Genomic DNA, 25,943 nt, shown 5'->3' on the forward strand with positions numbered 1-25,943 from the left:
CCTATGAAAACCTTTGTCTTGACTGCCTGCGGCCTAGCGTTGTCGGCCGCCCTAGCCCTGCCGGCCGCTGCCCAGCGCAAGTCGGGTCCAGTACCCCAGCGCAGGCCGGCGCACACAGCGGCCACCCGTACCACGGAGCCAGTTGCACCCAAGGAAACACCCCCGGCGGGCGGCCCGGCTCGCGATTTCCAGCTGCCGGCCCGCACCGATTTCACGCTCAGCAACGGGCTGCTGACCCGGCTGGTGCCCTACGGCGACATCCCCAAGGTGAATATTTTGGTGGCCGTGCGGGCCGCTAAGGTGAACGAGCCAGCCGGGCAAGACGGCGTAAGCACCCTGCTGGCCAAGCTATTGCAGGAGGGCACCACTAGCCGCACGGCCGCCGCCGTGGCCGAGCAGGCGGCCCGCATGGGCGGCTCGCTCTACGTGGGCGCCGGCAACGACGAAACGCGCATCTACGCCGACTGCCTGAGCGAGTACGCGCCCGCCATGCTAGCGTTGCTGGCCGACGTGGTGCAGCACCCGGCCCTGCCCGCCGCCGAGCTGCCGCGCCTCAAAACCGACCTCAAGCGCCAGTACAACCTGCAGCGCGGCCAGCCCGGCACCCAGGCCGAGCAGAAGCTCCTAGGGTCGCTGTACCCCGGCCAGGCCTACGGGCGCCCGCTGCCTACTGATGCCCAAGTAGATGCGCTCACCCTGGAGCAGGCACGGGCGTTTTACCAGGCCGAGTTTGGGGCGCAGCGCACGGCCATCTTCATCGCGGGCAAGTTTGACCCCGCTACCGCGCGCCAGGCCGTAGAAACCAACTGGACCAGCTGGCCCACTGGCCCGGCCCCGCGCCTAGTGGTGGCCAAGCCCGCCACCCAGGCCCAGCTGCTCACCCAGGACCGCCCCGACGCGCCCCAATCGACGCTGATGCTGGGTTTGCCCGTGGCCGACCCTACCAGCCCCGACTACACGGCCCTGCGTGTAACCAACTCGCTGCTAGGCGGTTCGTTTGGCTCACGCATCACCCGCAACATCCGCGAGGACAAGGGCTACACCTACTCGCCCTACAGCTATCTCGACGCCGACTACCACACCGCCCTGTGGGTGCAGGCCGCCGACGTGACCACCAAGGACACCTATAACTCGCTGAAGGAGATAGTGAACGAGATTGAGCGGCTGCAAAAAACGCCGCCCACCGCCGACGAGCTGCGCGGCATCCAGAACTATGAGGTGGGCACGTTTGTGCTGCGCAACTCCTCGCCGGGCGGCATCGTGAGCCAGCTCGACGGCATGCACCTGCAGGGCCAGCCCGACACCTACCTCACCGAGCAGGTGCAGCGCCTCAACGCCGTGACGCCCGAGCAGGTGAGCGCCCTCACGCGCAAGTACATCCGCCCCGAGGCGCTGACGACCGTAGTAGTGGGCGACCAGAAAGTAATCGCGCCCCAGCTCAAGCAGTACCAGGCCATGCAGAAAAAGGCGCTATAGGAGGCCCTAGGGTTATCTAGCAACAGGCAGGCGGTCATGCTCATCTGGCGTCCGCTTGCCGAAGCATCTCTACCGAACGTCACCCGGACGGTGCAGTAGAGCTGCTTCGGCAAGCGGACGCCAGATGAGCATGACGTTTTATTTATCTCCTATGACACCTTAAACAAGTTTCGCAAGGTTTTTGAATGGAAGCGCCCAGCCGCTTTGTTCAGAGAACCTTGCGAAACTTTGCGCTAAAAGACGTTCGCCCAACGTTCTGCTACTTCATGCGATACCAATTGCTTTTACTAGCGCTGCTGCCCCTAGGCGCCCACGCCCAGCGCAGCCAGCGCATTACCGTGTGGTTTGACTCGACCAAGACCCACCCGCACGAGATTTACCGCGCCCTGGTGGCGGGCGATACCGTGCCCAACGGCCCCTACAAGCGCTTTTACCGCAACGGCCGCCTGGAGGCCCAAACCCGCTACACCGACGGCAAGCGCGACTCGGCCTACGTGGAGTTTCACCCCGACGGCGCGCGCCGGCTGGAGGCGACTTATAAGGCCGGCGTGCGCCAGGGCCCGTTCAAAACCTACTACCCCGGCGGCAAGCAGGTGGCCCAGGAGGGCACTTTCGTGGACGACCAGCCCAGCGGGCCGCTCACCACCTACCACCCCACCGGCCAGGTGAAGCTGCAAACCACCCTCGACGCCAAGGGCCAGCCCACCGGCGCCGTGCGCGAGCTGTACGCCAACGGCAAGCCCGCCGCCGAAATCAGCTACGCCAACGGGCAAGCCAGCGGCCCGGCCAAGTTCTACTACCCCAGCGGCCAGCTCCAGAGCGAGGGCACGCTACGCGGCGGCCTGCTAAGCGGCTCGTACAGAACATATTACGAAACCGGCCAGCTCGAAAGCGAGACGGTGATGAACGACCAGACCGGCAAGGGCAGCTACCGCGCCTACTACCCCACCGGGCAGCTGGAAACCGAGGGCACCTACGCGCCGGCCGCCATCCGGGAGCGCCCGGTGCGCAACACCCTAGGCGACGACCTAACCAAGCGCGTGGCCCCGCGCACCGGCACGGCCGCCCTCGACGGGCCGGCCACCAGCTACTACGTCAGCGGCAAGGTGCGCAGCAAAACCACCTACCGGGGCGGCGTGCCCACCGGCCGCGCCACCGAGTACTACGAAAACGGGCAGGTGAAGCAGGAAACCGACTACTCGGCCCAGGGCCGCGACACCAAGCTGGTGAGCTACTACGACGCCCCCGGCCAGCCCCGCAAAGACGAGCAGCAAACCAAGAACGAGCACCCCGCCGGCACTTGGAAAGGCTACTTTCCCGACGGCAAAACCCCGCGCCTACAAGAAACCTACGGCCCCACCGGCAAACTGCAGGGCGAGCGCACCACTTACTTCGACACCGGCCAGGTGCAAACCCGCCAGCTCTACGAAAACGGCCTGCAAACCGGCCTAGGGCAGCAGTACTTCGCCAACGGCAAGCTCTGGAAGGAAGGCACTTACGCGAAGAGCCTGCTCTCGGGCCCCTACCGCGAGCTGCGCCAAGACGGCACCCTGGCCGAAACCGGCCAGTATAAAAACGGCAAAGCCAGCAGCCAGTGGACCTACTACAAAGCCGACGGCACCACCATCGAGCGCCAGGTAACCTACCGCGACGGCCGCATCGACGCCGGCGGCCCTGCCAAGCGCCTGAACGGCAAACCTTACGTGGCGCCCAAGAAAAAGTAGTCTAGGGCCTGGCAGTTGGCACCAGGTGCTACAAGCATCCTGCTCGACTCCGCTTGGTTTCGCACCAGGGCCTCGCGACGCAGGCACTTCGGCCAACTGCCAAGGCTTGCAGCACAGGCGTAATCAAAAATTCGTTGATTAACTAAGGAGATACGGCTCACCAGCTCTACTTCCAGAACTCACTTCTTGCCCCTCAAAAATCAGGCTTTATCAACTAATAGGGGGTAGGTTCTTTAAAGTGCGGTAACTGTTGCAAAAGTAGGCGACTGGACCGCGGTACCTTAGGTCCGTGCAGGGCCACAAGCAGTTAGTCAATAAAGTTGTCCTCCGCTTCCAGTTGTCGGAGCGCGTGCCGAAGCAGAATATCTACCGTCGGCTAGCCGAGCTGCTCGACTGGGACTTTCTCTATGCCCAAACCCAGGTCCTCTATAGCCTCACCGGCCAGCCCTCGCTTGCCCCCGTGGTGTTCTTCAAGTTGATGCTGGTCAGTCGGCTGGAAAACCTGGTTAGTGACCGCCGCCTTATTGAGCACTGTAGTCTGCGGCTCGATATCCTCTACTTTTTAGGCTACGAAGTAGACGAAGAGTTACCCTGGCGCTCGACTATCAGCTGCCCCCGCCAGCTCTACCCGGCTACCGTCTTCGAGCACCTATTTGAGCACGTCTTTGCCCACTATGTGGCTGCGAGGCTCGTCACCGGCCACACCCAAGCTGTAGACTCGGCCTTCGTCAAGGCGAACGCCTCACTCGAGGGCCTGTGCGAGAAGTAGGCTACGTGTAGCGCCGGCGCGCCCGCTACACGTAGCCGGCGAGTCGCTGCCAGACGTGCCGACCCTAGCACTAGCGGCTGTTATTTCTAGCCCCGCGCATCAGCCCTGCTATAGCACCTTGCCTCCACGCGCGCTACCTGCGTAATGACAGCGAGCTCTTATGGCGCGGCCGGCCGCAGGCTTGGCTGCTGAGCAACAAAACACATTACAGCCCGGCTGACCCCGATACCCGCATCTCCGTCAAACCCGGCAAAGCGCGAGCGCTCAATCACTTATGTAGTATGGCCGTGAATGAGAGCCACGGAGCTATCAGTCACGTGCAGGCCGATTTCGCCGACCAGCGCGATTGCACCCTACTGCCCAGTATTGTCGCCCCGCTGCACCAGCGCCTAGCTAACCCAAGTTGCGGGGTATAGACAAAGCAGAAAAAAGTCTGTTCGGCACGAACAGACTAGGTTTAGGGTCTCTGACCTCCCTTTACCGCCTTGACCATGCGCGAACAGACCGTTGCAATGTACTGCGTGCTCGACGATATCATCCGCTTCACCCGCCCGGCGCATACGCCGCCCGCCACGGGCGGCCGGCGACTGACCGACGCGCAGGTGCTGACCACGGCCTTGGTGGCGACGCGCTTTTTCGGGGGCAACCTGCTAGTAGCCAAACACTATATGGAGCAGCACTGGGGCCAGAACCGGCTGGATAAAAGTGGCTTTACCCGCCGCCTGCACGCGCTCACTGACACGCTCCACGCCCTCTTCGCCCTAGTGGGCGACTGGCTCAAGCACCTACACACCGAGGCACGCTATGTGCTCGACTCCTTTCCGGTGGCCGTGTGCCATAATACCCGTATTCCACGCTGTAAGCTCTTGACCGGTAAGGCGTATCACGGCCGCTGCGCCAGCAAGTGCAGCTGGTTTTATGGCTTGAACGTGCAGGTCGTGGCCGCCAGCGACGGCATCCCGGTCGAGTTTTATATTCATGCCGGGGCCGAGTCGGAGCAGACCGGCCGGCGCGGCTTGGCGCTGGACTTGCCTGCCGGAGCAGCCTCTACACCGATGCCGGCTATACGGACTACGTGGCGGAGGACTTGTTCAACGAAGCCAGCGGCAGCCAGCAGCAAAATGCGCGGCGCAAAGACAGTAAACGGCCGCATCATCCTGCCCAAAGCTTTCTGATACAATACTTCGCAAGGGTATTGAAACTGCGTTCAGTCAGTTGACCACCCGCTTTCCTAAGCATATTCACGCCGTGACGGCCGCCGGATTTGCCTTGAAAACTGTCTTGTTCATTTTTGCCCATACCTTACACCAAGTCGGTCTGTAGCCCGCAACTTGAGTTAGCTAGCCGAGCGGGCCTTCCAGGCACGCCCCTTCCTTCATGGAGAAACTCACCATTGCCTTAGATTGGACGCCCAGCAACAAGGCCTCTATGCCGCCGCGGGCCTAGAAGTCGTCCTTCTTTCGCCTAAGGCGGATGCCTATGCCACTACTCCTGCTCGCCGGCTGGTAGCCGGCGAGGTGGACCTCGCGGTGGCCAGTTCGGAAACCGTGCTCAGCTACCGCACGGCCGCCGTACCAGTGGAGGTAACGGCCGTGGCCGCTCTCTTGCAACACGACACCAGCGCCATTGCCGTACTGGCCGCTAGTGGCATCGAGCGGCCCGCCCAGCTCGACGGCCAAGTCTACGCCTCCTACCAGGCCCGCTTTGAAGATTGGATTGTGCAGGAGCTGGTCAAGCGCGATGGGGGCCAAGGCAACTTGCGCCTGGAATACCCGCCTAAGCTGGAAATTTGGAATCGCCTGCTGCAAGGGCAAGCGGCCGCCACCTGGATTTTTCTAGGCTGGGAAGGAGCCCAGGCCAAGCTCGCCAACGTGGCCCTGCGCACGTTCAGCCTGGAAGAGTACGGCATTCCCTACGGCTACACCCCCGTGCTGGTCAGCGTGCCGGCCGTGCTAGCGACCAAGCGCCCGGCCATCGCCCGATTTTTGCAAGTAAGCGGCGAGGGCTACCGGCAGGCCGTGGCCGACCCAGCCCTGGCCGCGCAGCAGCTCGCTCAAACCGGCCTGCCTGACTTCGCCGACGTGCCGCTGGTGCAAACTTCGCTTGAGTTGCTACAACCCCACTTTCTGACGGAGTCGGGCAACTGGGGCACCATGGACGCGCAAAAATGGGTAGCCTTTGTAACGTGGCTAGAAACGACAGGGCTACTGGTACCTACCGCTGATACGACCCCGGATAAGCTCTTCGTTAATGTACTGCTCGCCTCCTAGCCATTGCGGAGAACGGAGCCGGAGAACGGCTTAGGAAAACTAGCGTTCCTGAACCGAGCACCGGGTTGGCGTCGGCTCCAACAAAGAATCCCTTACGGCAATCATTCACTCCGTTGTACCGAGAATTCTCCGGTTGCTGGGGCGGGGCGGCCCAACCCAATGCGGAAACTAGTAACGATTAAACCGGACACGCGAACTGGTTAGTGCGCTTCTCACTAGACCTGGTTACTTTTGGGCATTGCATGGACCTAACGGCTAACATCCACGACATACTAGCTGGAGGCAAGTTTGCTATCTTGGATAACAACCGGGAAGGCGGCGAGCAGCTTAGCTATCTTTTTTTCGAACTCAGCCGGTTTTATACCGCCACGTCGCCCAGCGAAATGGAGGCGCAACTTGCGGCCATAGAAGCCTGTGTGCAGGCCGGAGACTATGCGGTAGGGTATTTTTCCTACGAGTTGAGTTACGTACTTCATCCGCGACTGCGCGAGCGTTTGCCGGCTGAACGAACCGTGCCGCTTTTTTGCGTGGGCATTTACCGTCAGCGTTTGGTCGTCCGTGACAAAGTGCTGGAGGCTGCGTTGGCCAGCTTTGTGCAGCACGACGATGCCTATATCCTGAACTGCCAATTAAACATGCCGAAAGCCCAGTACCTAGAGCGGCTCCGGCGAGTGCAAGAACACCTGTACCAGGGCGATACCTACCAGGTCAACTACACGCTAAAATATAAATTCACCCACGGCGGGTCCCCGCTCAAGCTCTACGCCGAGCTGCGCCAGCGGCAACGCGTGGCGTACGGGGCGTTTCTGGATTTTCCGGGTCTCACCGTCCTCTCGCGCTCTCCGGAACTCTTCGTGCAGAAGACCGGCGAGGACCTTTGCACCAAGCCCATGAAGGGGACGAGTGAGCGGGGCAAAACGCCGGAGCTAGACGCCCGCAACGCCGCGTTTCTGCTCCAAGACGAAAAGTCACGTGCCGAACACGTGATGATTGTCGATTTGCTGCGCAACGACTTTTCCCGCCTCAGCCAGCGCGGCACCGTGAAAACCACCGGCTTGTTCGAGGTTCAAACCTATGAGACCGTGCACCAAATGGTGTCAACCGTGACGGCCCGAGTTGCTAAAAATCTTTCGTTGATCAGTTTACTGCGTGGAGTTTTTCCTTCTGGCTCCATCACGGGCGCGCCCAAAGTACGCACGATGGAACTCATTCGCGACTTGGAAACGGAACCCCGGGGCGTGTACACCGGCGCCCTTGGGTATGTGGGGCCGGACGGCAGCCTCGGCTTGAACGTGCCCATCCGAACGCTGGCGCTGTGGCCGGACGGCCAGGGAGAAATGGGCGTGGGCAGCGGCATCGTGTCCGATTCCGACCCGGAAGCCGAGTACGCGGAGTGCCGCTTAAAAGGCCAGTTTTTTACGCGGGGCTTTACGGAATTTAGCCTGCTCGAATCCCTATTGTTCGATAATGGGTATGGGCAGTTGGCTAAGCACCTGGTCCGGCTGGGGAAAAGTGCCGCTACCTTAGGCTTTAGCGTGGATTTACCTCAATTGCAACGCGACCTGCTGCGCCAGGCCGCTGCGCTCAGCGCGCCGACCAAAGTGCGAGTCGTCCTCGCTAAATCGGGCCACTATACCATTGAAAGCCTAGTCCTTGACTCGTTAGGCAACGAAGAAAAAAAGGTTATGGTCGCACCGCAGCCCATTCGACCAGCCCAGCACGTATTACCTCAGCACAAAACGTCTCGGCGCGCTTTTTACCAGGCAATGTACGCGACTTACCGCCGCCACGGCTATTACGACGTGCTTTTTGTCAACGAGCAAGGCGAGATAACGGAGGGCACGTTTAACAACGTATTTATTCGGGTGGGGGCGGCCTGGTACACCCCGCCGGTGGCGTGCGGCGTGCTGCCGGGTATTCAACGCCAGTGTTTGCTGGAGAGCAGCGACATCGAGGCGACAGAGAAAGTGCTCTCGGTAGAAGATTTGCACCAAGCTGACGCGATTTACCTCACTAACGCCGTTCGGGGGGTGGTACAAGTTACCTTAGACCCGCCGTGGAAGGAGCCGCTATGGTGTGTGTAGTTGATAATTACGATTCGTTCACGTACAACATCGTGCATTACTTGCACGAGCTCGGGGCAGAAGTGCGCGTCGTGCTTAACGACGAGCTGTCGACACCGGCGGTGCTGGCGTTAGCGCCGACGCACCTCGTGCTGTCGCCTGGGCCCGGCCGGCCCCAGGATGCTGGCATTTCCAGGGAGTTGCTGTTGGCGGCCGCGCGCCAAGGCCTGCCCACGCTGGGTATTTGCCTAGGGCATGAGCTGATTGGCGAAGCCTTCGGGGGGTGCGTAAAGCACGCCCGGCGGGTCATGCACGGCAAAGCCAGCCCGATCCAGCACACCGGCCGCGGGCTGTTTGTGGATATTCCCCAGGCCTTCTTGGCTGGGCGCTACCATTCCCTCATCGTTGAGCCAGCGAGTTTGCCAGAGTGCTTGGCCATCACCGCGTGGACGGCCACGCCAGATAAGGAGGTAGACGAAATTATGGGTCTCGCTCACCAAGAGCTACCGATTTATGGCGTGCAGTTTCATCCCGAATCGATTTTGACGGCGCACGGCCATCAATTGCTGTCCACTTTTTTAAAGACGTGAGGTGGTCGGGTAGGATTAGTCACGGAGAAAGCTACTTGCCCCAATCTTAACAGCAGAAAGACTAGCCAGCAACTGGCAGATAAGCTCAGCAATACTGCCTGACATAACGGGCGCTACACGCTGTACTTTTTCATTAATTCCACCCATTAAGCTAGGGCGTGTTGACAATTAGAGGAGCCAAACGAAAGTAGTGGCGCATTGCGCGAAGGCCAGGAAAGAGGACGCGGTTTTATCGTAGCGAGTAGCCAAGCGGCAATACTGTTTGAGGCGATTAAAGAAGCGCTCTACCTTGTTGCGGTCCGCATATAGGTTACGGTCCAGCTCACGCGCGGCACGCCGGCTGCGTTTGCTGAGGACGACGACAGCGGCCCCGGCCTGGTTGAGTTGGTCCACTAAGGCGTTGGTATCATACGCCTTATCGGCCAGTACGGCTCCCACCGCCAAGCCGGCCAACAAGTCAGCGGCCACGGTGCAATTAGCCTGCTGGCCCGGCGTCAGAGCCAGCCGCAACGGGTTGCCCAGCGCATCTACGACGACGTGGAGCTTGCTGGTAAAGCCCCCGCGGGAACGGCCGAGGGCTTCGGCTGGGGCGCTATTTTTTTGGCAATGATATACGAGTTTACACTAAAATAAAAAGGAGGCTTTTGCGTTATATAACTAATTTCATTGGATTATCAGACTAAATTTTGTAGCTTTATACATGATTAACTACTTTCGGCGCTACCAAACCGGGATGGTTCTTGCTGAGCTTTATCCAACGATAGAAGGGAAATGCGCGTGTGGATGTGGCAAAGACATACCTCAAAGCAGAAAAAAATGGTATTCAACTGATTGCCGAGATATGGCTTATAGAACTTTTGCCATTATAAAAGGAGACACTTCAGAAATACGCAAATACCTTTATCAGCTTGATGGGGGTGCTTGCAGATATTGTGGCTCTATTACCGACGACTGGCAAGCCGACCATATTCTACCTGTATTCGAGGGCGGGGCTGCATGTGACATATCAAATTTTCAAACGCTTTGCTTGGATTGCCACAACGAAAAAACTCATAGCTTTCCCCACCACAATGCAATCTCTTCACAAGCAGTTTCTATCGTGCGCATGCGAAGTGTATATGATTTAGGGCAGCAATCGATAGTTGCTTGAAAAACATCTATTGACATGCTTAATTTGGGATTAGGATTTTCACCTTCCTTAGTTAAGAACTTACCAGTAAAATCATGTAACATCACGCCTACAATCTTCTGACTTTCATTAGTCAAGAGATTGCTTTTTGATAAATGAAGCTTTACCGCTCCTATATGAGTAATATCGCCAACTCTCTTAGTCAGAACTAAGTCAGGATTAACACTTATATTAACTCCTGCTATTTCAATTAATTTATTTGCATCATCAAAATTGATTATTTCACACTCATCTAGTACAGCAAAATCAGTTTCAAGTAGTAGCTCTAGAGATTCAATAGACAAGGCTTTGTCTTGCTCTTGAAAATCAGACTTAGCTTCTATCTCTTCAATTTCCTTGATTGATTCTAATACGTAATCTTCGTCTTGCCCTGCTATAAGATAGTTTTTGATAACATCTCGCGCATTAGTGTACCTAGTCGTTATAAACTTAGCAGGATTCTTGGCATCAGAAATAATCTTCTTTCTTCTAGTAGGCGAAGCTTCAAGATATTCTGCAAGCTTGTTTACAGATATTCTAGGTTTTTTGGCAATTATTGGCATATGCGATTTGGGCTTATGTGCCCCTAGTGTTGTTATGGATTATAAGCTTCTAATTTTCGAAATATTGTGGAATGGAAGTGTAATTGTCACTTCTTAGGTTCTATCGGTTTATCGTCAGGAACCACCTCTTCCGTACCAGTTTCGTTATCCTCATCATCTTCTGGGGATTTGACGGGCCTATCATCCTTCGAGGGTGGTGGAACGGAAAGAAGACCAGTGAGCGCAATATCAAAGTCGCTTTTACCTGGTGCGGGGCCAAGCTCTTTGCCGCCAAAGTCAAGTACCTGCTGCCCAAATTTGCGCTCAAATAACCCCTTAAATTCTTTCCAATCACTCGAAACGTTCATTAGGGTTACAACTGAAACGAGCTGCTTTTCTAGATGTGGTACGCCAGTATCCTTACTAAATGCTTGGTGTAGTTTAGGCTTGCGCTTACCAGGAACATGGGTCGTTTTCTCAACAAGTGCTGGTAATACCCCTTTTGGCATCGGTGCATAGATAAACTGCTTTGTCCAAGTGCCAATAATGCCGGGGCGCTGCTTAATACCTTTTACAGTAAAATCCCAACCATTTAGGCGAAATATTTCTCGATAAAACTCATCAGGAAACCGCTTACGCCATTCAAGTAGTTCTTCGCCGATATAGGCTTTTAGAATCTTTTGCAGCTCGTCGCGCTCCCTATCATATTGATAGCCCGTAGCCTCATCTACCAGCGCAGTAATACCTACTGTGGCAAATGCCCTAACCAAAGCTTCACATCGCTCAACGATATGCTTTTGCTTAGCGGTCAGAACCCCCGCCTTATTAGCGTCAATAAACACGTAGCATATGTCTTTCAAGATAGTAGCTTTGTAGCCAATTGTCTTATGCCACTTTAAGTTCTTGAAATCTATCGGCTTTGCCGAATCAATTAACTCATTGCTTATGAACGGCCTAAGATTCGCAGCGCGTAAAAAAGCTGGTAGTTTGTCGTTTGGATTTTCCGTAGGTCTATTAGGTGGGTTGGCGTGCATACCCAATGCCCCCATTAAGTCCTGGCGACTTATCACCCGTTCGTTATCGGGCGTATCCAAGACATAGCATCTCATCTCAAAGTCTGCAATTGTTAGCACACCTTGTTTGATTGCTTTAAGCGTGGACGAATTAGGCTCGTCCTCCTGTATAAGCTGCAAGTCAGACATGGGAAATAAGGGTTTTATAAGTCAAGCGCCCGGCGACATTGCCCAGCACTAGATTAAAGCGGTCGGCAGTCGTAGCCCGGCGCGAGTTCCAGCGAAGCGAAAACTCCGTTACGTAGGCTTGCAGGTGCTCAAAGCTGACGTGGTGGTAGATGCCATCCACCATGCGCTTAAAATGGCTCCAGAAGCCTTCTAATCCGTTGGTGTGCGCCTTCCCATCCACGTACTGCTTGGCGCTGTGGCGTACAATCTGGTGGTTGTACACGGTAGCAATCGGACGGTAGGCGGCGTACTCGTCGGTGTGTACCGTAGCGCCCGGCTGTACCGTCTCCGTAATGATGCCCACCAGCGTAGCGGTGGCTACATCTTCTACCACCTGAGCTATTACGTGCCCTTCGCGCTGCAACACGCCCACCACGGCCTTCTTGGTTTTCAGGCTACGGCCCTGGGTATTAGGGGTACGCTTACTAGCGTGTTTGTTGCTTTCCTTGCCACCCACGAAGGTTTCATCTACTTCAACCGGGCCTTCCATCGTAGCCTTGAAGTTGGGGTGCGCGAAGGCGTAGCGCAAGCGGTGGAGCATGAACCACGCGCTTTTCTGCGTCACGTCAATGTCCTTCGCTAGCTGGTGCGAGCTGATGCCCTTTTTGTGGCTGGAGAAGATGTAGAGGGCCATGAACCACTTTTGCAGCGGTATCTTGGTGTCCTCGAAGATGGTGCCAACCTTGACGTTAAAGTACTTGTTGGTATTCTTGCACTTGTAGCGGTGTCCGGCGCACTTGTACACCTTACTGGTAGTATCGAAGGGCGAAACGGGCGTGCCGTTCCACCGCAGTTGCTCCAGGTGCAGCAAGCAGCTTTCCTCATCAGGGAAGGCTTTGACCAAATCCAGCAGGCTTTTGAAGGTAGGGAGCATAACACCAGGCCGTTTATCTGGTGTAAATATACGCTCAAAATTTCAATAAGTTGCTAATTGGTGTAATATTGTATATCATTGCCATTTTTTTTACCCGGCCGTGTGCTGGTGGGCTCGCACGCTAGTCGAGTCCAGCATGGCCCAGTCCAGGGCCAGGTCCTGCACCGCTTCGAACACGCGGTGCCAAACGCCGGTTTGTGCCTAGCGGCGGAAGCGCCGGTACACCGAGTTCCACGGCCCGAACCGCTCGGGCAACAAATCGCGCCAGGGCGCCCCGCTACGAGCAATCCACAGTACGGTATTGACAAACAATCGGTTGTCGGCGGCCGAACGGCCCACATCTTCGACTTTGCCTGGTAATAACGGCGCTAACCGCGCCCAATCAGCATCTTTGAGTTCATAACGTCGCACCACCTAAAGATTGCAGATTGTCCACACACCCTAGCTGAAGATCCTGCCGAGAAAGCTCTTATTGTCAAGCTAGTGTGTGTCCCATCCGGCTATGTATTGACACTTTTCCAGAAGTTGTCATGCAAGAGCCCGAAGAGAAACCAGTTAGGCGCAGTACGAGAAGCAGTTACAAGCTAGTGCCGAGCTGCATCTGCTGCTGCGCACGATGCTGCAAGTGGTGGTGGATGACCCACGACATCCCGCTGCCAAAAAAGTCTTTCTAGCGGCTGTTTCCCGCCTCAAAGCCGCTAAAAAAATGAGTGTGCAGCGCGCATGCCAGCATTTTGGCCTTTCGCGCCAAAGCTTTTACCAGCGCCGGGACCGGGAATAGGCGCACGCCGCCCGCGCCCAACAGGTGCTGGTCGCGGTACGGGCCGTGCGTACCTTGCTGCTGCGGCTGGGCACACGCAAACTGCTGCGCAAAATTGCGCCGCGCCTGCGGGCCCAGGGCGCGTCCTGCGGGCGCGACGCCCTCTTCACCCTGCTGCGCAGCCAGCAGTTGCTGGTGCCCCGCAAGCGCAGCTTTCCCGAGATGATAGACTCGCACCACCGCTTTCACTACCACCCCAACCTGGTCAAAGATGCCCTAAGCCAACTGGTCATAATCAGCTATATGTGAGTAATATAACTTGCTTACCTACCCATTAGGGCACGGTTTATCTGAGCTTAATCACCAACGCATTTTCGCGTAAAATCGTCGGCGCGCACGTGCACAGCAGCCTACACACGGCGGGCTATCTAGCCGCCCTCGCCGCCGCCGTGCGCCAGGCCGGCGCGGCCAACTGCATCCACCACTCTGACCACGGCAGTCAGTACACCTCCGAGGCCTACCAAAGCGCCCAGACCAATGCCCAACTGCGCTACTCCATGACCGACGGCTACGCTTGCTACCAGAACGCGCTGGCCGAGCGCGTCAACGGTATCTTGAAAGATGAATTCCTCTTCGTGCTGCCCGACGACCTGGCCTAAGCCCGCTTGCTCGTCAACCAGGCCGTGTACCTCTACAATGAAGAGCGCCCCTACCTAGCCCTGAACTGTTTAATTCCAAACCAAGTCCATCAGCAAGGGAAAAAGCCCCGTCGGAAAATCCGAGCGGGGCTCTTGCCTTATTTCTGTCAACACATAGCCGGACGAGACAGTTTTCTGCTACTGGCACTATGCGTAACTTGTTGCTCCGTTTCTGTCCTTGCCCAGCACGAAATCTCATCTGCGTTGCTGCAACAGTTCCACCGACCAGCGGCCAGCCCGGTAAAAGAGGGAGAAAGGACACTACCGGACCAGGCAGCGGATTACTGGCAGCCAACTTGCACCATGCAGCTTACCCAAAGCCTCGAAGACTTTTACCGCGACCGGCCGCAGCCCGACCCGGCCCTGCTGCGCGGGATGCTGGGGCACTTCAACGTGTTCGACATGGCCGAGTTTGCCGGCCCCTACGCCCGGCCCATCCACTACGCGCGCAAGGACTACTACAAGATTAGCCTACTCACGGGCCGCAAGCAGCTCACCTACGCCGACAAGGTTATCAATATTGAGCGCCACGCGCTCATTTTCTCCAACCCGCTCATTCCCTACGGCTGGGAGCTGCTGGAAGAAGCGCAATCGGGCATCTTCTGCCTCTTTACGGCCGACTTCTTCCGGCAATTCGGACACATCGGCCAGTACCCGGTTTTCCAGCCGGGGCGGGTGCCGGTATTTCCACTCACCGACGCCCAGCAGGTAGCCCTAGGGGGCATCTTCGAGGAAATGCGCCGCGAGCTGCGCTCCGACTACGCCTACCGGCACGACCGCCTGCGTAACCTAGCCTTCGAGCTGGTGCACCAGGGCCTGAAGCTGGCCCCGGCTACCCCGGCCGTGCCCCCCGCCGGCGCGAGCGCCGATGCCCGCATCGCCACGCTGTTTGCAGAGCTGCTGGAGCGACAGTTCCCGCTGGAGCCGGCTGCCCCCCTGCGCCTGCAAACCCCCGCCGATTTTGCCGACCAGTTGGCCGTGCACGTCAACCACCTCAACCGAGCCCTCAAGGCCGTGACGGGCCGCACCACCTCGCAGCTGCTGGGGGCGCGCGTGGCGCAGGAGGCGGCCTTTTTGGTGCAGTACAGCACCTGGCCCCTGGCCGACATCGCCTGGGGGCTGGGCTTCGCCGAGCCGTCGTCGTTCGTGCATTTCTTCCGCCGCCACTTCCAGCTCACGCCCCGCGCCTTTCGCCAGCAGGCACTTGTTTGAGGCGAGCAACTAGTGGTTTGCCGCGCACAAGTCGGCCCGCCCTACCCGCCCGGACCTTTGCCCCGGTTCGCGGCGCATCATTTCCGCGGCCACTTTTCGGGTATGGCCGATAACTTAAAAGACAAAGTAGCCCTGCTTACCGGGGGCACCTCCGGCATCGGGCTGGAAGTAGCGCGGCAGTTGGTGGCGCGCGGGGCGCGCGTCGTGCTGGCCGGGCGCAGCGCGCCGCAGGGCCAGGCCGCCGCCCAAGCCCTGGGTGGGCCCGAGCAGGTGCGGTTCGTGGCCGCCGATGTCAGCCAGGAAAACCAGGTGCAGGCCCTAGTGGCGGAAACGCTTGCCCACTTTGGTAGGTTGGATTTGCTCTTCAATAACGCGGGCGCCGAGGGTACCCCCGGACCGCTCGTGGAGACCCCGGCCCAGGGCATTGAAGATATTCTAGCCACCAACGTGACGGGAGTGCTGCTCGTGCTCAAGCACGCGCTACCCGCGCTGCTGGCCCACGGCACCGGGGTTGTCGTCAACACGGCCTCGTACATTGGCACGGTAATGCCTTTTCCCGTGGCCCTGCCCTACGGGGCCAGCAAAGCGGCCGTGCTCAGTATTACGCGGGGGCTGGCCGCCGACCCGGCCCGGCAGCAAGACCAGTTGCGCGTTTTTGCCGTGTGCCCCTGGACGACGGACACGCCCATGATTGACCGCCTGGCCGGCGGTAATCCCAAGGCGAAACAGCAGTTCGCTACGGTCAACCCCAGCGGCCAGCTCGCCACGGCCGCCAACGTGGCGCAGGTGGTGGTAGCCCTCTTCGCCGGCGAGGCGGACCTACCCAGCGGCGAGGCCGTACTCGTAGACCACGGCGGAGCCACCAGCCGCGTGCAACCCATGCGCTACGAGTAGTGCCGCAGATATCGCAAGGCTGTTGCTCAAACAACCGGTAACCCACCAAAACCTGAGAGGCGTTGGGAGGGCGCCGGCTGTTTTCTTACCAAATGTTCAGTAAGTAGGATAAGGTGCATAGGGACCTTTGATGCGTACTACGTCTCACGTCCCATGCCTCACTCCATCTTGATTACCGGCGGCCACACGGGCCTCGGCCTGGCCACCAGCCGCGCGCTGCTGGCTACCACCCCCGATGCGCACCTCATCTGGGCCACCCGCTCGCGGGCGATGGCCGAGCAGGCGGCGGCCAGTCTCCCGGCTCCCGGCCGCCTCACCATCCTGCCGCTCGACCTGAACGCGCTGGCTAGCGTGCACCACTTCGCCGACGAGCTACTCGACTGCTTGCAGACCCGCGCGCTGCCCCCGCTACAAGCCATCGTGTGCAACGCCGGCATCCAGTTTGCCGACGGCCAGCACTGGACAACCGACGGCATCGAGCAAACCTTCGGCGTGAACTACCTGGCTCACTTCGCGCTGGTCGAGCGCCTGCTGCCTGCCCTGGAGCCGGCCGGCCGCCTGGTGCTGGTGGGCAGCGGCACCCACTTCGACGCGCCCCGCGTGTGGACGGCCGCCCTGTTCGGCATGCCGCCCGCCCAGTACCTGGGGGCCGCTGCCCTGGCGCGGGGCGAAGTGCCGGCGGACCTCGACCCGGCTAGCGCCCCGGCCAACCAGTTCCGCTACTCGACCTCCAAGCTCTGCACCCTGCTGTATATGTACGAGCTGAACCGCCGCTTGCGTGATACCAGTTCGGGCGTGACGGTCACCACCTTTGACCCGGGCCTAATGCCCGGCACCGGCCTGGGCCGGGCCAACCACGGGGCCGCCCTCTGGGCCTGGCAGAACGTGCTGCCCGTGCTGCGTCTCTTCCCTGGCGTGCATTCCACTGAAACCTCAGGCCGTAACTTGGCCTGGCTCGCGGCCGACCCGGCCGTGGCCGGGGTCACGGGCCAGTACTTCGAGGGCCGGCGGGCCGTCCCTTCCTCGGCCCTCGCGCGCCAGTCCCGGCTCTGGGCCGACCTGTGGGCTGGCACCGAGCAGTTGCTGGCTGCGCAGCCGGCCGCCGTGGCCGTGGGCGGCTGACCGGCCGTACTGTTTCCGACCGCCAGCACCACTTTGGTTTTCGCCTGCCTGCCATGTCGTATCCTGCTCTTGACGACTTTCTGCTGCACTGCGCGCCCTTCACGCCGCAGCAGTTGGCCCTGATTGCCAGCCAGGCCACCGAGCGGCACTACCCGGCCGGCGCCTACTTCTCTGAGGCCGGCCGGGTAGCCCGCGAAATCGCCTTCGTGCTGGAGGGCGTATTTCGCATCTGCTATTTCGACCGGGAGGGCACGGAAATTACCAAATACTTTCTGGAGGCCCCCCGCTTCATGATTGACCTGCCCAGCTACCAGTACCAACTGCCCGCCACCGAGTATGTGCAGGCCGTAACCCCGGCGCGGGTACTGGTGTTCGCCGACCGCGACTGGCAGGCGCTGGGCTGCACCATCGTGGGCTGGCCCGGGCTGGAGCGCACCCTCATCACGCGCTCGCTACTGGAGATGGTGGAGCGCCTCAGCGCGCTCGGGCACGCCGATGCGGCCACTAAGTACACGGCCTTTCTACGCACCTACCCCCACTTGGCCAACCAGGTGCCTTTGGCCTACCTAGCTTCCTATCTAGGCATTACGCCGCAGTCACTGAGCCGGGTGCGCCGGAACCTGGGCCGCCAGCCCGATACCGAGGCGTAGCGGCCGGCCCACCGTCGGCCGCGGATTCGTCCGTGCGTGGGCCGGTCGCTCTTCCTTGCTCGTTCAGTTGGGCTGCAACGACTGCCGGAACGCCAGTGGCGAGAGGGCAGTCTTGGTTTTGAAGAACCGGCTAAACGACTGCGGATGCTCGAAGCCCAGCGCGTAGGCCACCTCGCTCACCGTCATGTTGGTGGCGGCAAGCTGCTCCTTGGCTTGCTCGATGAGCTTGTCGTGGATGTGCTGCTGGGCACTCTGGCCGGTCAGTGTGCGCAGCATGTCGCTCAGGTAGCTGGGCGACACGTGCAGGCGCTGGGCTAGGTCCTGCACCGTGGGCAGGCCGTGCTGGTGCAGGTAGTCGGGGCGAAAGCAGTCGGCTAACTCCTCCTCTAGCCGGCGCAGCAGGTCGCTATGCACTGCCTTGCGCGTCAAGAACTGGCGCTTGTAGAAGCGGTTAGCATACGTCAGCAGCAATTCCAGTTGGGCCACCACCACGTCCTGGCTAAATTCGTCGAGGCGACCGGCCAGCTCGGCTTTCATCGTGCGCAGCAGCGCCAGCAGCAGTTGCTTTTCCGATTCCGACACGTGCAGCGCTTCGTGAGTGGCGTAGGTGAAGAAGCCGTAGTGCCGCATCTTCTGAGCCAGGGGGTAGCTGGCCACAAAATCTGGGTGAATGAGCAGGGTAACCTGACTGCACGCGCCCGGTTCGCTGTCGGGCCGGCCGCCGATAAGCTGGCCGGGGGCAGCAAACAGCAGGCCGCCCGCATCGAAGTCGTAGTGCCCTTGCCCGTAGGTGAGCTGGCCGCCTAGCCGGGGCTTATAGGCTATCTTGTAGAAGCTCAGTACGTGGGTGTGGGAGGCGCTCAAGGCCTGCGTGGGCACATCAGCGCTGGTGAGCAGGCTGATGAGCGGGTGCCGGGGCTGCGGCAGACCAAAGGCCCGGTGGGCCTCGGCCAGGGACGCGAACCGCAGCGGGGCGGCAGTGGGCTTTTTCATAACAGCCAAGTGAAAAATAGGGCCTTCGGTAGCCACGTTCGCTGCCCGAGGCCCGGCGTAAGTTACTTAGCGTCCCCCTGGGCGGCGTCGGCCACGGGCTGCCAGGCTTCCCAGGTAGCCAGCCGCTCGGCGTAGGTTGCACGCACCATCGGCAGGTTGTGGCTGCCCAAAAACAGGCGCAGCGGCGGCTGCTCGGCATCTACCACGGCAAAGAGCGCCGCCGGTGTGGCGGCCGGGTCGCCCCGCTCCAACCCACGCAGGTTGCCAAAAAACTGGTTTTTAAAGTCGGTGTAGACCTCCAGGCCGGTGGCGAAGCGCAGCGACTCGGGGCTGCCAAACTCGGTGGCGTAGGCCCCCGGCTCGATGATAGTGACCTGGATACCGAACGGGGCCACCTCGGCAGCCAGACTCTCGTGCAGGGCCTCAAAAGCCCACTTAGTGGAGCAGTAGTAGCCGATAACCGGTAAGGTATAGTGGCCTAGGCCGCTAGAAACGCCCAGTATGTGGCCGTGGCCCTGCGCCCGCAACAAGGGTAGCGCCGCCTGAATAACGGCCAGCGTGCCGAACACGTTGGTTTCGTACAGCGCACGCACGTCGTCAAGGCTGGCTTCCTCCACGGTCCCGACCAGCGAGTAGCCAGCGTTGTTGAGCACTACGTCGAGCCGGCCGAAGTGGGCGTGGGCCTGGGCTACAGCCGCTTTCACTTGCGCCGGGTTGGTTACGTCCAGTTCTAGCGTCAGCACGAGGTCGCCGTATGTTGCGGGCAGGTCGGCGAGGCTGGCCAATTGGCGGGCGGTGGCGGCTACTTTGTCGCCGCGCTGTAGGGCCGCCTCGGTCCAGATGCGGCCGAAGCCCCGGGAGGCACCCGTGATAAACCAGATTTTAGGGGCCGGGCTAGCTGCACCGGCTGCTTGGGGTTGCGGAGTCATACCGAAAAGGGAGATGGGTGAACAGGGACAAAGGTCTGGCCCGGCGATTACCCCCCACCTAACCGGATTGCGGGAGTTTGTAGCTTAATCGCGGCAGCCATCGCTCACCAGGCATCGAACCGCTACTAACCGCGAATCGTCCACCTGAAACCGCGCCGGCTACCCCTTTTCGCAGCAGTGACTAGGTGACCTTTGTCCCTGTTCACCAGCGATAAAAAACAACATGGAATTGTCTATGGAAACTACCGTGGCTATCGTGGGGGCCGGCGTGGCCGGCCTGACCCTGGCTACCTTTCTGCACCAGGCCGGAGTACCCTGCGTGGTGCTGGAGCGCCGCGACCGGGCCTACCTGGAGCAGCGCCAGCGGGCTGGCGTAGTGGAGGCGCGGGGTGTGCGGATGTTTGAGCGCTGGGGCCTGGCCGACCAGCTGCTTGGTGGCCCCGTGGCCCAGACCATTGACTACCGCCTCGACGGCACCAGCCGTATTTTCGAACTAAGCAGCGACGACGGCAGCCAGGGTCGCTTCTGTACCCAGCAAATGCTGGTGCACAACCTGTTGCGCGAGCTACTCGACCAGCGCGCCGGCGACGTGCGCTTCGGCGTAACCGACTTATCTATTGACCTAACGGACAGCGAACGCCCTCGCGTGCGCTACGCGGATGCCACGGGTGCTCACGAATTGAGCTGCGCCTACGTGGTGGGCTGCGACGGCAGCCGGGGCACCAGCCGGGCGGCCATCCCGGCCGGGGTGCTCACTACTTACCACCACGAATTTGGCTACGCCTGGTTGGCCGCGCTGGTGGAAGCCCCCCTAGTGGGCCACCCCATCATGGGCGTGAGCGATTATGGCTTCGTAGGGCAGCTGCCGCGCGGCCCCCAGCGCAGCCGCTACTACCTGCAATGTGCCCTCAGCGACACGGCCGAGGACTGGCCCAACGAGCGGTTGTGGCACGAAATCCGGCGGCGGACCGGCGATGCCACGCTGCCTGAGGCGCCGGTACTCGACAAGTTCTTCGTGCCGCTGCGCTCGGTAGTGCACGCCCCCATGCAGTACGGCCGCTTGTTTCTGGCCGGCGACGCGGCCCACCTGGTGCCCCCGGCCAGCGCCAAGGGCATGAACCTGGCCCTCTACGACGTGGACGTACTGGCCCAGGCCCTGCGCCAAGCCGTGCACGCGCACGATGAAACCGCCCTGCAAACGTATTCCGATACCTGCCTGGCTCATGTGTGGCGCTACCAGGAGTTTGCCGTAGAAATGACGGATATGCTGCACGACGCAGGCGACGCGACGCAGCACGGGGCATTTCGGCGGCAAGTGGCCCGCGCCAAGCTGGCCGCGCTGTTTACCTCGCCGACGGATGCCCGGCGGCACAGCGAGTTTCAGCGCGGGCTAGCGTAGCTTCAACCGCGTACTACCGCCCGTCATTCCCCCCTTCCGCCCCATGCCCCGAAAAGCCCGCGTGCCGCTGCACCCGATGCAGGAGAAGTTCGCGGACGTGTACGCGGTGCCGCTGCTGGCTGATAAGTCGGTGAGCCCCCCCGACGAGGTGGCCCAGCCGCACCGCCACGACTACTATTATTGCCTGCTGCTGAAGGAAGGCACGATGGAGCTGGAAGTAGATTTCCGGCCGGTGCACCTGGGTCGCCAGATGCTTTTTTTGCTGTATCCGGGCCAAATACACCGCGTAGTAACGACCGGGCCGGCGCGGGGCTGGTACCTGGCCTTTGCGCCGGCCCTGCTTGCCGCGCCGCTGCGCGACCTGCTGGAGCAGCGCCTCGCCGACCCGCTGCTGCTGCCCCTTACTGCGCCGGCCGCCGAACTGCTACTCACCCTGCTGCGGCAGATTCACCTCCTGCAAGGCGATGAGCAGCAGCTATTTCGGTTGCCCATCGTGCAGGCGCTGGTGCAGGCAGTCGGCTACCAAGTGGTGGCCGCTGCCACGGCCAGCGAGCAGCAGGTACTCGGCCAGCACTCGGCGCGGCAGTTAGAGCTGACCCGAGCTTTCCGGCAGTTGCTGCGCCAGCCGGCTGCGGCCCGCCCGCGGCCGGCCGACTATGCCGCGGCCCTGCACGTATCGGTCCGCTACCTCAACGACACCGTGCGGGCCGTCACGGGCTTTTCGCTTACCCACCACCTGCAACAGGAACTGGTGCGCGAGGCGCAGCGCCTGCTCGTCCAGCCGGGCCTGCCGGTGAGTGAGGTCGCCTACCGCCTGCACTTCGACGACCCCAAGTATTTCAGTCGCCTGTTTCGCCGGGTGGTGGGTACTTCACCGGGCGCGTTCCGCCAGCGCGGCGGCCTGGCCGGCTCGCCTGCTTCGATAGTACCGCAGTAGTGCCGAGGCCGAATCAACCCGATTTTGTCGCATTTGTACAAGCCTGGCCCGGCGCGGCGACGCACTTTTGCGACTCGCATACCATCTAAATTTATGCTTCTACAAGACAAGACCGTGGCCATCCTCGGGGCCGGGCCGGTGGGGCTGACGATGGCCCGCCTGCTGCAGCAGCAGGGGGTGGCCGTCACCGTATACGAGCGCGATGCCAGCGCCCAGGCCCGCGTGTGGGGTGGCACCCTCGACCTGCACCAAGAAACCGGGCAGCCCGCCCTGCGCGCGGCTGGCCTGCTGGCCGACTACTTTGCCCAGGCCCGGCCCATCGGCCGCACGCTGGTGGATGCGCAGTGCCGGGTGCAGCTCACCACGCCGCCCAACACGGCCACCCCCGAAATAAACCGCTACGCCCTGCGCCAACTGCTGCTCGGCAGCCTGGCGCCCGGCACGGTGCAGTGGGGCCACAAGTTCACCCGGCTGGAGTCCCGAGCCGGCAACTGGCAGCTGCATTTCGAGGGTGGCCCCGAGGCCACGGCCGACGTGGTTATCGGGGCCAACGGGGGGCTGTCGCAGGCCCGGCACTTCGTCACCGACGCGCAGGCCGCGTACACGGGCACGTTCATCGTGCAGGGCGAGGTGACAGAGCCCGCCCGCGCCTGCCCGAACTTCTACCAGCGCTGCGGCGGCAACATCCTGATGTACGCCCACCAGGGCCGCACGCTGGTAGCGCACCCCGACAACAATGGGGCGCTGACCTACAACGTGAGTTTCCGCCAACCAGCCGACTGGCTGCGCGACAGCGCCCCGGACTTCGGGCAGCCGGCGCAGGCGCGGGCCTTCCTGGCGGCGCTATTCGCTGACGGGCCGGCGTGCTTCCAGGAATTGTTCGCGGCTTCGACCTTCTTTGTGGGACTGCCCGCCCGACAGCTGTCGCTTGCCCAGCCCTGGCACGCCGCGCGCCCGGCCCTCATCACCCTCATCGGCGACGCGGCCCACGTGATGCCGCCTTTCGCCGGCGAGGGGGCCAATACCGGCCTGCGCGATGCTCGGCTGCTGGCCGACAACCTGACCCGGCCGGGCGCTTTCGTCAGCCTGGAGGCGGCCATCGCCGACTACGAGCAGCAGATGCGAACCTACGCCCAGGCGGCCCAGGCGCAGACCAGCCGCAACGAGTTGGCCATGCATCAGCCCGACTTCTCGTTCCTAGCCCGTTTCGGCCGGTAGCAGGCCCGGCCCACGTCAGTTGAACGAGGCCCGAAATTCCAGCGGCGAGCAGCCGGTCTTGGCCTTGAATAGTTTGCTGAACGACTGCAAGTGCTCGAAGCCCAGCTGGTAGGCGATTTCGCTGACCGTGAGGCTGGTGGCCGACAGCTGCTCCTTGGCCTTGGCCAGCAGCCGCTCGTGAATGTGCTGCTGCGTGTTCTGGCCGGTGAGCACCCGCAGCAGGCTGCTCAAGTACTTGGGGGAGGTGTGCAGGCACTCCGCCACGTACTGCACCGTGGGCAGGCCGCGCTGGGCCAGGTCGGCGCGGTCGAAGTAGGCCCGCAGCAGCGCGTCGAGCCGGGTCAACACCTCGTGGTTGGCTTTCTCGCGGGTCAGGAACTGGCGGTGGTAGTAGCGGTCGGCGTAGCGCAGCAGGCTTTCGAGCTGCGCCACAATGATGGGTTTGCTGAACTGGTCGAGCGTAGCCTGGTACTCCTGGTTGAGCGCCGCGATGACGCCCAGGATGGTGGCCTCCTCGCGGGCCGACAAAAACAGCGCCTCCCGCAGCCCATAGTCCCAGAAATCGTACTGCCGGATGGTGGTAGCCAGCGGGGTCTGCCACAGGAAATCGGGGTGGATGTACACCGCCCACCCCGATTTCTCGGCTTCCTCCGTCGCGTCGGCCACGGCCACGCTGAACACCTGGCCGGGGGCTAGGAAGGACATAATGCCCTCGTTAAAATCAAACGGCTGCTGCCCGTAGCGAATGCGAAAATTACGCATGCGCTTGACCGAGAAAGCGTAGAAGTCCAGCACGAGGTTCTCCGGCTCCTCGCCGGGCCACAGCGGCGGCACGGTGCCCACGTCTACCACGCTCAGCAGCGGGTGCAGCGGCGGGGGCAGGTGCCGGAACTCGTGGAACTCGCTGATGGTGGCGAAGCGCTTCATGCCGGCTCGTCTTCGGGGTGAATTTGCAGCACCAGCTTGCCCCTGGTGCGCCAGGTCTGGCTGGCGCGGTGCGCCTCGGCCACCTGCTCCAGCGGGAACACCTGGCTGACGAACACCTTGACTTGCCCCGCATCAATGAGCTGGGCGATTTCGGTTAGCCACTCGCCCCGCGCCTGGTTATTCGACAGCTCGCCCGTGGCTTGCTGCTTCGCCAGGGCCGCTTGCATGGCCTCGTCAAACGGCGCATCGAGGTTCACCGTCACGAAGATACCGCCGGGCTTCAGGGCCGGCACGACTTTCACCCGCTCAGCATTGTCGCGCACGGGCGAGGCTTCCAGCACCACGTCCACGCCGCGCACCAGTTCGCCCACCGGTTGGGTGCGGTAGTCGAGCACCTCATCGGCCCCTAGCCCGCGCACGTAGTCGAGGTTGGCGGCCGACGCAGTGGCGATGACGTAGGCGCCCTTAGCCTTGGCAAACTGCACGGCGAAGCCGCCCACCCCGCCCGAGGCCCCTTGGATGAGGATGCGCTGGCCGGCTTGCAGCCTGCCCTGCTCGAAGAGGGCCGTCCAGGCCGTGAGGCCGGCCAGCGGCACCCCGGCCGCCTCCACAAAGCTGAGGCTGCGGGGTTTTAAGGCAAACTGGCTGGCGCGGGAGGTAAGGTACTCGGCGTAGCTGCCGTCGCCAGGGAAGTTCGGCTCACCGTACACGGCATCGCCGGGCTGGAAGGTGGTTACATCGCGGCCCACGGCCGCCACCACGCCAGCCGCATCCCAGCCTAGGGTCAGGGGCAAGGTCAGATGGGCGTGCAATACGTCATTGCCGCCCTCGCGCACCACCCAGTCGGCGGGGTTCACGCCACTGGCATACACTTGCAGCAGGATTTCGTCGGCCGCCGGCTCGGGCCGGGCTACGTCCTCTACGCGCAGCACCTCGGGACCGCCAAACTCGTGGATTCTCACTGCTTTCATAACAGGTTGGGTTGATTGACAAGGCAAAGTTCCGCCGCGCTGCCGGGCCGGGGCTTAACCAAAATGCTCATTGTTTAAGCCAAAACGCCATCGAGCATAAATTTGAGAGAACTATATTCCCTGCCGGACTAGTAGCCCCTAGGGCCATCTGGGACTAGTAGACGGATTGCCCCGGGGGTACTACTCATCAAGTCATTGAACCATAGATTACTAAAAGCTGGCTACGAGCAAGAGATAGCGCGGTAATCGCTTAAGTTGCTCTTCCTATGGGTACGTAATCCAATATGGTCTCTGGTAGTTGTGCTTGGTGGTGTCGAAACACGCCTTATTTCCACTGAGAAGGCGTTTTCATGAGTAGTCCAAACGTAGTTCAACGTACGTTCTAGCACTCGAATGCGGGAAATGTTTGACCTGTTCTGGTGCGCTGAGGTGTAGGAAACGTAGTTAGTGGATTTCGTAATAAAGGTCGTCAGCCATTTCAAGCAGGATGGCTCGCCTTATTGCCCAATTCTGTCT

24 protein-coding genes and 2 pseudogenes are annotated in these 25,943 nt (G+C 60.9%); 17 read left to right on the forward strand and 9 right to left on the reverse strand.

Translation table 11 applies throughout. From position 1 onward, the window contains the following. Window positions 1-3 precede the first annotated feature (3 nt). The 7 genes and pseudogenes from HHL22_RS08100 to HHL22_RS08130 all read left to right on the forward strand — a co-directional run bounded on the left by HHL22_RS08100 (window position 4) and on the right by HHL22_RS08130 (window position 8,892). Window positions 4-1,476, forward strand: a complete 1,473-nt coding sequence (locus HHL22_RS08100) for a M16 family metallopeptidase (RefSeq protein WP_169530416.1) — start codon at window positions 4-6, stop codon at window positions 1,474-1,476. Between the two features lie 266 nt (window positions 1,477-1,742). Further along, window positions 1,743-3,200 carry a toxin-antitoxin system YwqK family antitoxin gene (locus tag HHL22_RS08105; protein WP_169530417.1) on the forward strand — a complete coding sequence of 486 codons (1,458 nt, stop codon included), beginning with the start codon at window positions 1,743-1,745 and terminating at the stop codon, window positions 3,198-3,200. A 289-nt stretch (window positions 3,201-3,489) separates the two neighbouring features. After that, window positions 3,490-3,969, forward strand: a complete 480-nt coding sequence (locus tag HHL22_RS24010) for a transposase (protein WP_169530418.1) — start codon at window positions 3,490-3,492, stop codon at window positions 3,967-3,969. Window positions 3,970-4,460: 491 nt separating this feature from the next. Next, window positions 4,461-5,292, forward strand: a pseudogene (locus HHL22_RS08115) (IS982 family transposase). 80 nt (window positions 5,293-5,372) lie between these two features. Then, entirely contained in the window at window positions 5,373-6,239 is an 867-nt protein-coding gene (locus HHL22_RS08120; RefSeq protein WP_169530420.1) for an ABC transporter substrate-binding protein, read from the forward strand. 296 nt (window positions 6,240-6,535) lie between these two features. After that, a complete protein-coding gene (gene pabB / locus HHL22_RS08125) occupies window positions 6,536-8,323 on the forward strand; it encodes an aminodeoxychorismate synthase component I (RefSeq protein WP_169530421.1) in 1,788 nt (595 codons plus the stop codon). Then, complete coding sequence (locus tag HHL22_RS08130; RefSeq protein ID WP_317172638.1) at window positions 8,296-8,892, forward strand: aminodeoxychorismate/anthranilate synthase component II; 597 nt, start codon at window positions 8,296-8,298, stop codon at window positions 8,890-8,892. The genes pabB and HHL22_RS08130 overlap by 28 nt, the downstream gene beginning before the upstream one ends. 168 nt (window positions 8,893-9,060) lie before the next feature. Here the strand turns inward: HHL22_RS08130 and HHL22_RS08135 are convergent. Beyond that, window positions 9,061-9,480 (reverse strand): annotated as a pseudogene (locus HHL22_RS08135) (IS5 family transposase); the annotation flags it as partial. 253 nt (window positions 9,481-9,733) lie between these two features. Between HHL22_RS08135 and HHL22_RS24460 the strand changes: the two are divergent. Next, window positions 9,734-10,042, forward strand: a complete 309-nt coding sequence (locus tag HHL22_RS24460; RefSeq protein ID WP_394354449.1) for an HNH endonuclease — start codon at window positions 9,734-9,736, stop codon at window positions 10,040-10,042. On the opposite strand, the gene HHL22_RS08145 is transcribed toward HHL22_RS24460, so the two are convergent. The 4 genes from HHL22_RS08145 to HHL22_RS08160 all read right to left on the reverse strand — a co-directional run bounded on the left by HHL22_RS08145 (window position 9,943) and on the right by HHL22_RS08160 (window position 13,131). Continuing rightward, complete coding sequence (locus tag HHL22_RS08145) at window positions 9,943-10,623, reverse strand: hypothetical protein (RefSeq protein ID WP_169530423.1); 681 nt, start codon at window positions 10,621-10,623, stop codon at window positions 9,943-9,945. The two genes, HHL22_RS24460 and HHL22_RS08145, sit on opposite strands and share 100 nt — an antisense overlap. Window positions 10,624-10,709: 86 nt before the next feature. Next, window positions 10,710-11,804, reverse strand: coding sequence for a P63C domain-containing protein (locus tag HHL22_RS08150; protein WP_169530424.1), 1,095 nt, complete (start codon window positions 11,802-11,804; stop codon window positions 10,710-10,712). Further along, window positions 11,797-12,717 carry an IS1595 family transposase gene (locus HHL22_RS08155; RefSeq protein WP_169530425.1) on the reverse strand — a complete coding sequence of 307 codons (921 nt, stop codon included), beginning with the start codon at window positions 12,715-12,717 and terminating at the stop codon, window positions 11,797-11,799. Before HHL22_RS08155 ends, HHL22_RS08150 begins: the two co-directional genes overlap by 8 nt. Window positions 12,718-12,918: 201 nt before the next feature. Beyond that, entirely contained in the window at window positions 12,919-13,131 is a 213-nt protein-coding gene (locus tag HHL22_RS08160) for a transposase (protein ID WP_394354446.1), read from the reverse strand. A gap of 412 nt (window positions 13,132-13,543) precedes the next feature. On the opposite strand from HHL22_RS08160, the gene HHL22_RS08170 reads away from it, so the two are divergent. The 6 genes from HHL22_RS08170 to HHL22_RS08195 all read left to right on the forward strand — a co-directional run bounded on the left by HHL22_RS08170 (window position 13,544) and on the right by HHL22_RS08195 (window position 18,053). Then, on the forward strand, window positions 13,544-13,786 hold the full coding sequence (locus HHL22_RS08170; RefSeq protein WP_169530428.1) for a hypothetical protein: 243 nt from the start codon (window positions 13,544-13,546) through the stop codon (window positions 13,784-13,786). A 41-nt stretch (window positions 13,787-13,827) separates the two neighbouring features. Continuing rightward, complete coding sequence (locus HHL22_RS08175) at window positions 13,828-14,136, forward strand: DDE-type integrase/transposase/recombinase (RefSeq protein ID WP_169531018.1); 309 nt, start codon at window positions 13,828-13,830, stop codon at window positions 14,134-14,136. A gap of 342 nt (window positions 14,137-14,478) precedes the next feature. After that, window positions 14,479-15,387 carry a helix-turn-helix domain-containing protein gene (locus HHL22_RS08180; protein ID WP_169530429.1) on the forward strand — a complete coding sequence of 303 codons (909 nt, stop codon included), beginning with the start codon at window positions 14,479-14,481 and terminating at the stop codon, window positions 15,385-15,387. Window positions 15,388-15,489: 102 nt separating this feature from the next. Then, window positions 15,490-16,281, forward strand: coding sequence for an SDR family NAD(P)-dependent oxidoreductase (locus tag HHL22_RS08185; protein ID WP_169530430.1), 792 nt, complete (start codon window positions 15,490-15,492; stop codon window positions 16,279-16,281). A gap of 153 nt (window positions 16,282-16,434) precedes the next feature. After that, a complete protein-coding gene (locus HHL22_RS08190; RefSeq protein WP_169530431.1) occupies window positions 16,435-17,403 on the forward strand; it encodes an SDR family NAD(P)-dependent oxidoreductase in 969 nt (322 codons plus the stop codon). Between the two features lie 53 nt (window positions 17,404-17,456). Next, window positions 17,457-18,053: a Crp/Fnr family transcriptional regulator gene (locus HHL22_RS08195; RefSeq protein ID WP_169530432.1), complete on the forward strand. Its 597-nt coding sequence runs from the start codon at window positions 17,457-17,459 to the stop codon at window positions 18,051-18,053. A gap of 63 nt (window positions 18,054-18,116) precedes the next feature. Here the strand turns inward: HHL22_RS08195 and HHL22_RS08200 are convergent, their stop codons facing one another. Next, a complete protein-coding gene (locus HHL22_RS08200) occupies window positions 18,117-19,046 on the reverse strand; it encodes a helix-turn-helix domain-containing protein (RefSeq protein WP_169530433.1) in 930 nt (309 codons plus the stop codon). Between the two features lie 62 nt (window positions 19,047-19,108). Beyond that, window positions 19,109-19,975 carry an SDR family NAD(P)-dependent oxidoreductase gene (locus tag HHL22_RS08205; protein ID WP_169530434.1) on the reverse strand — a complete coding sequence of 289 codons (867 nt, stop codon included), beginning with the start codon at window positions 19,973-19,975 and terminating at the stop codon, window positions 19,109-19,111. A 235-nt stretch (window positions 19,976-20,210) separates the two neighbouring features. On the opposite strand from HHL22_RS08205, the gene HHL22_RS08210 reads away from it, so the two are divergent. From HHL22_RS08210 to HHL22_RS08220, 3 genes are all read left to right on the forward strand, one after another. Next, window positions 20,211-21,374 (forward strand): 4-hydroxybenzoate 3-monooxygenase, encoded by a 1,164-nt coding sequence (locus tag HHL22_RS08210; RefSeq protein WP_206680696.1) that lies wholly within the window; start codon window positions 20,211-20,213, stop codon window positions 21,372-21,374. 43 nt (window positions 21,375-21,417) lie between these two features. Further along, window positions 21,418-22,311 (forward strand): helix-turn-helix domain-containing protein, encoded by an 894-nt coding sequence (locus tag HHL22_RS08215; RefSeq protein ID WP_169530436.1) that lies wholly within the window; start codon window positions 21,418-21,420, stop codon window positions 22,309-22,311. A gap of 93 nt (window positions 22,312-22,404) precedes the next feature. Next, window positions 22,405-23,529 (forward strand): FAD-dependent oxidoreductase, encoded by a 1,125-nt coding sequence (locus tag HHL22_RS08220; protein WP_169530437.1) that lies wholly within the window; start codon window positions 22,405-22,407, stop codon window positions 23,527-23,529. Between the two features lie 15 nt (window positions 23,530-23,544). Here the strand turns inward: HHL22_RS08220 and HHL22_RS08225 are convergent, their stop codons facing one another. Continuing rightward, complete coding sequence (locus tag HHL22_RS08225) at window positions 23,545-24,456, reverse strand: helix-turn-helix domain-containing protein (RefSeq protein ID WP_169530438.1); 912 nt, start codon at window positions 24,454-24,456, stop codon at window positions 23,545-23,547. Continuing rightward, complete coding sequence (locus HHL22_RS08230) at window positions 24,453-25,427, reverse strand: NADP-dependent oxidoreductase (RefSeq protein ID WP_169530439.1); 975 nt, start codon at window positions 25,425-25,427, stop codon at window positions 24,453-24,455. Before HHL22_RS08230 ends, HHL22_RS08225 begins: the two co-directional genes overlap by 4 nt. Between the last annotated feature and the right edge of the window lie 516 nt (window positions 25,428-25,943).

It is taken from the genome of Hymenobacter polaris, from assembly GCF_012927305.1.
Lineage (GTDB): Bacteria > Bacteroidota > Bacteroidia > Cytophagales > Hymenobacteraceae > Hymenobacter > Hymenobacter polaris.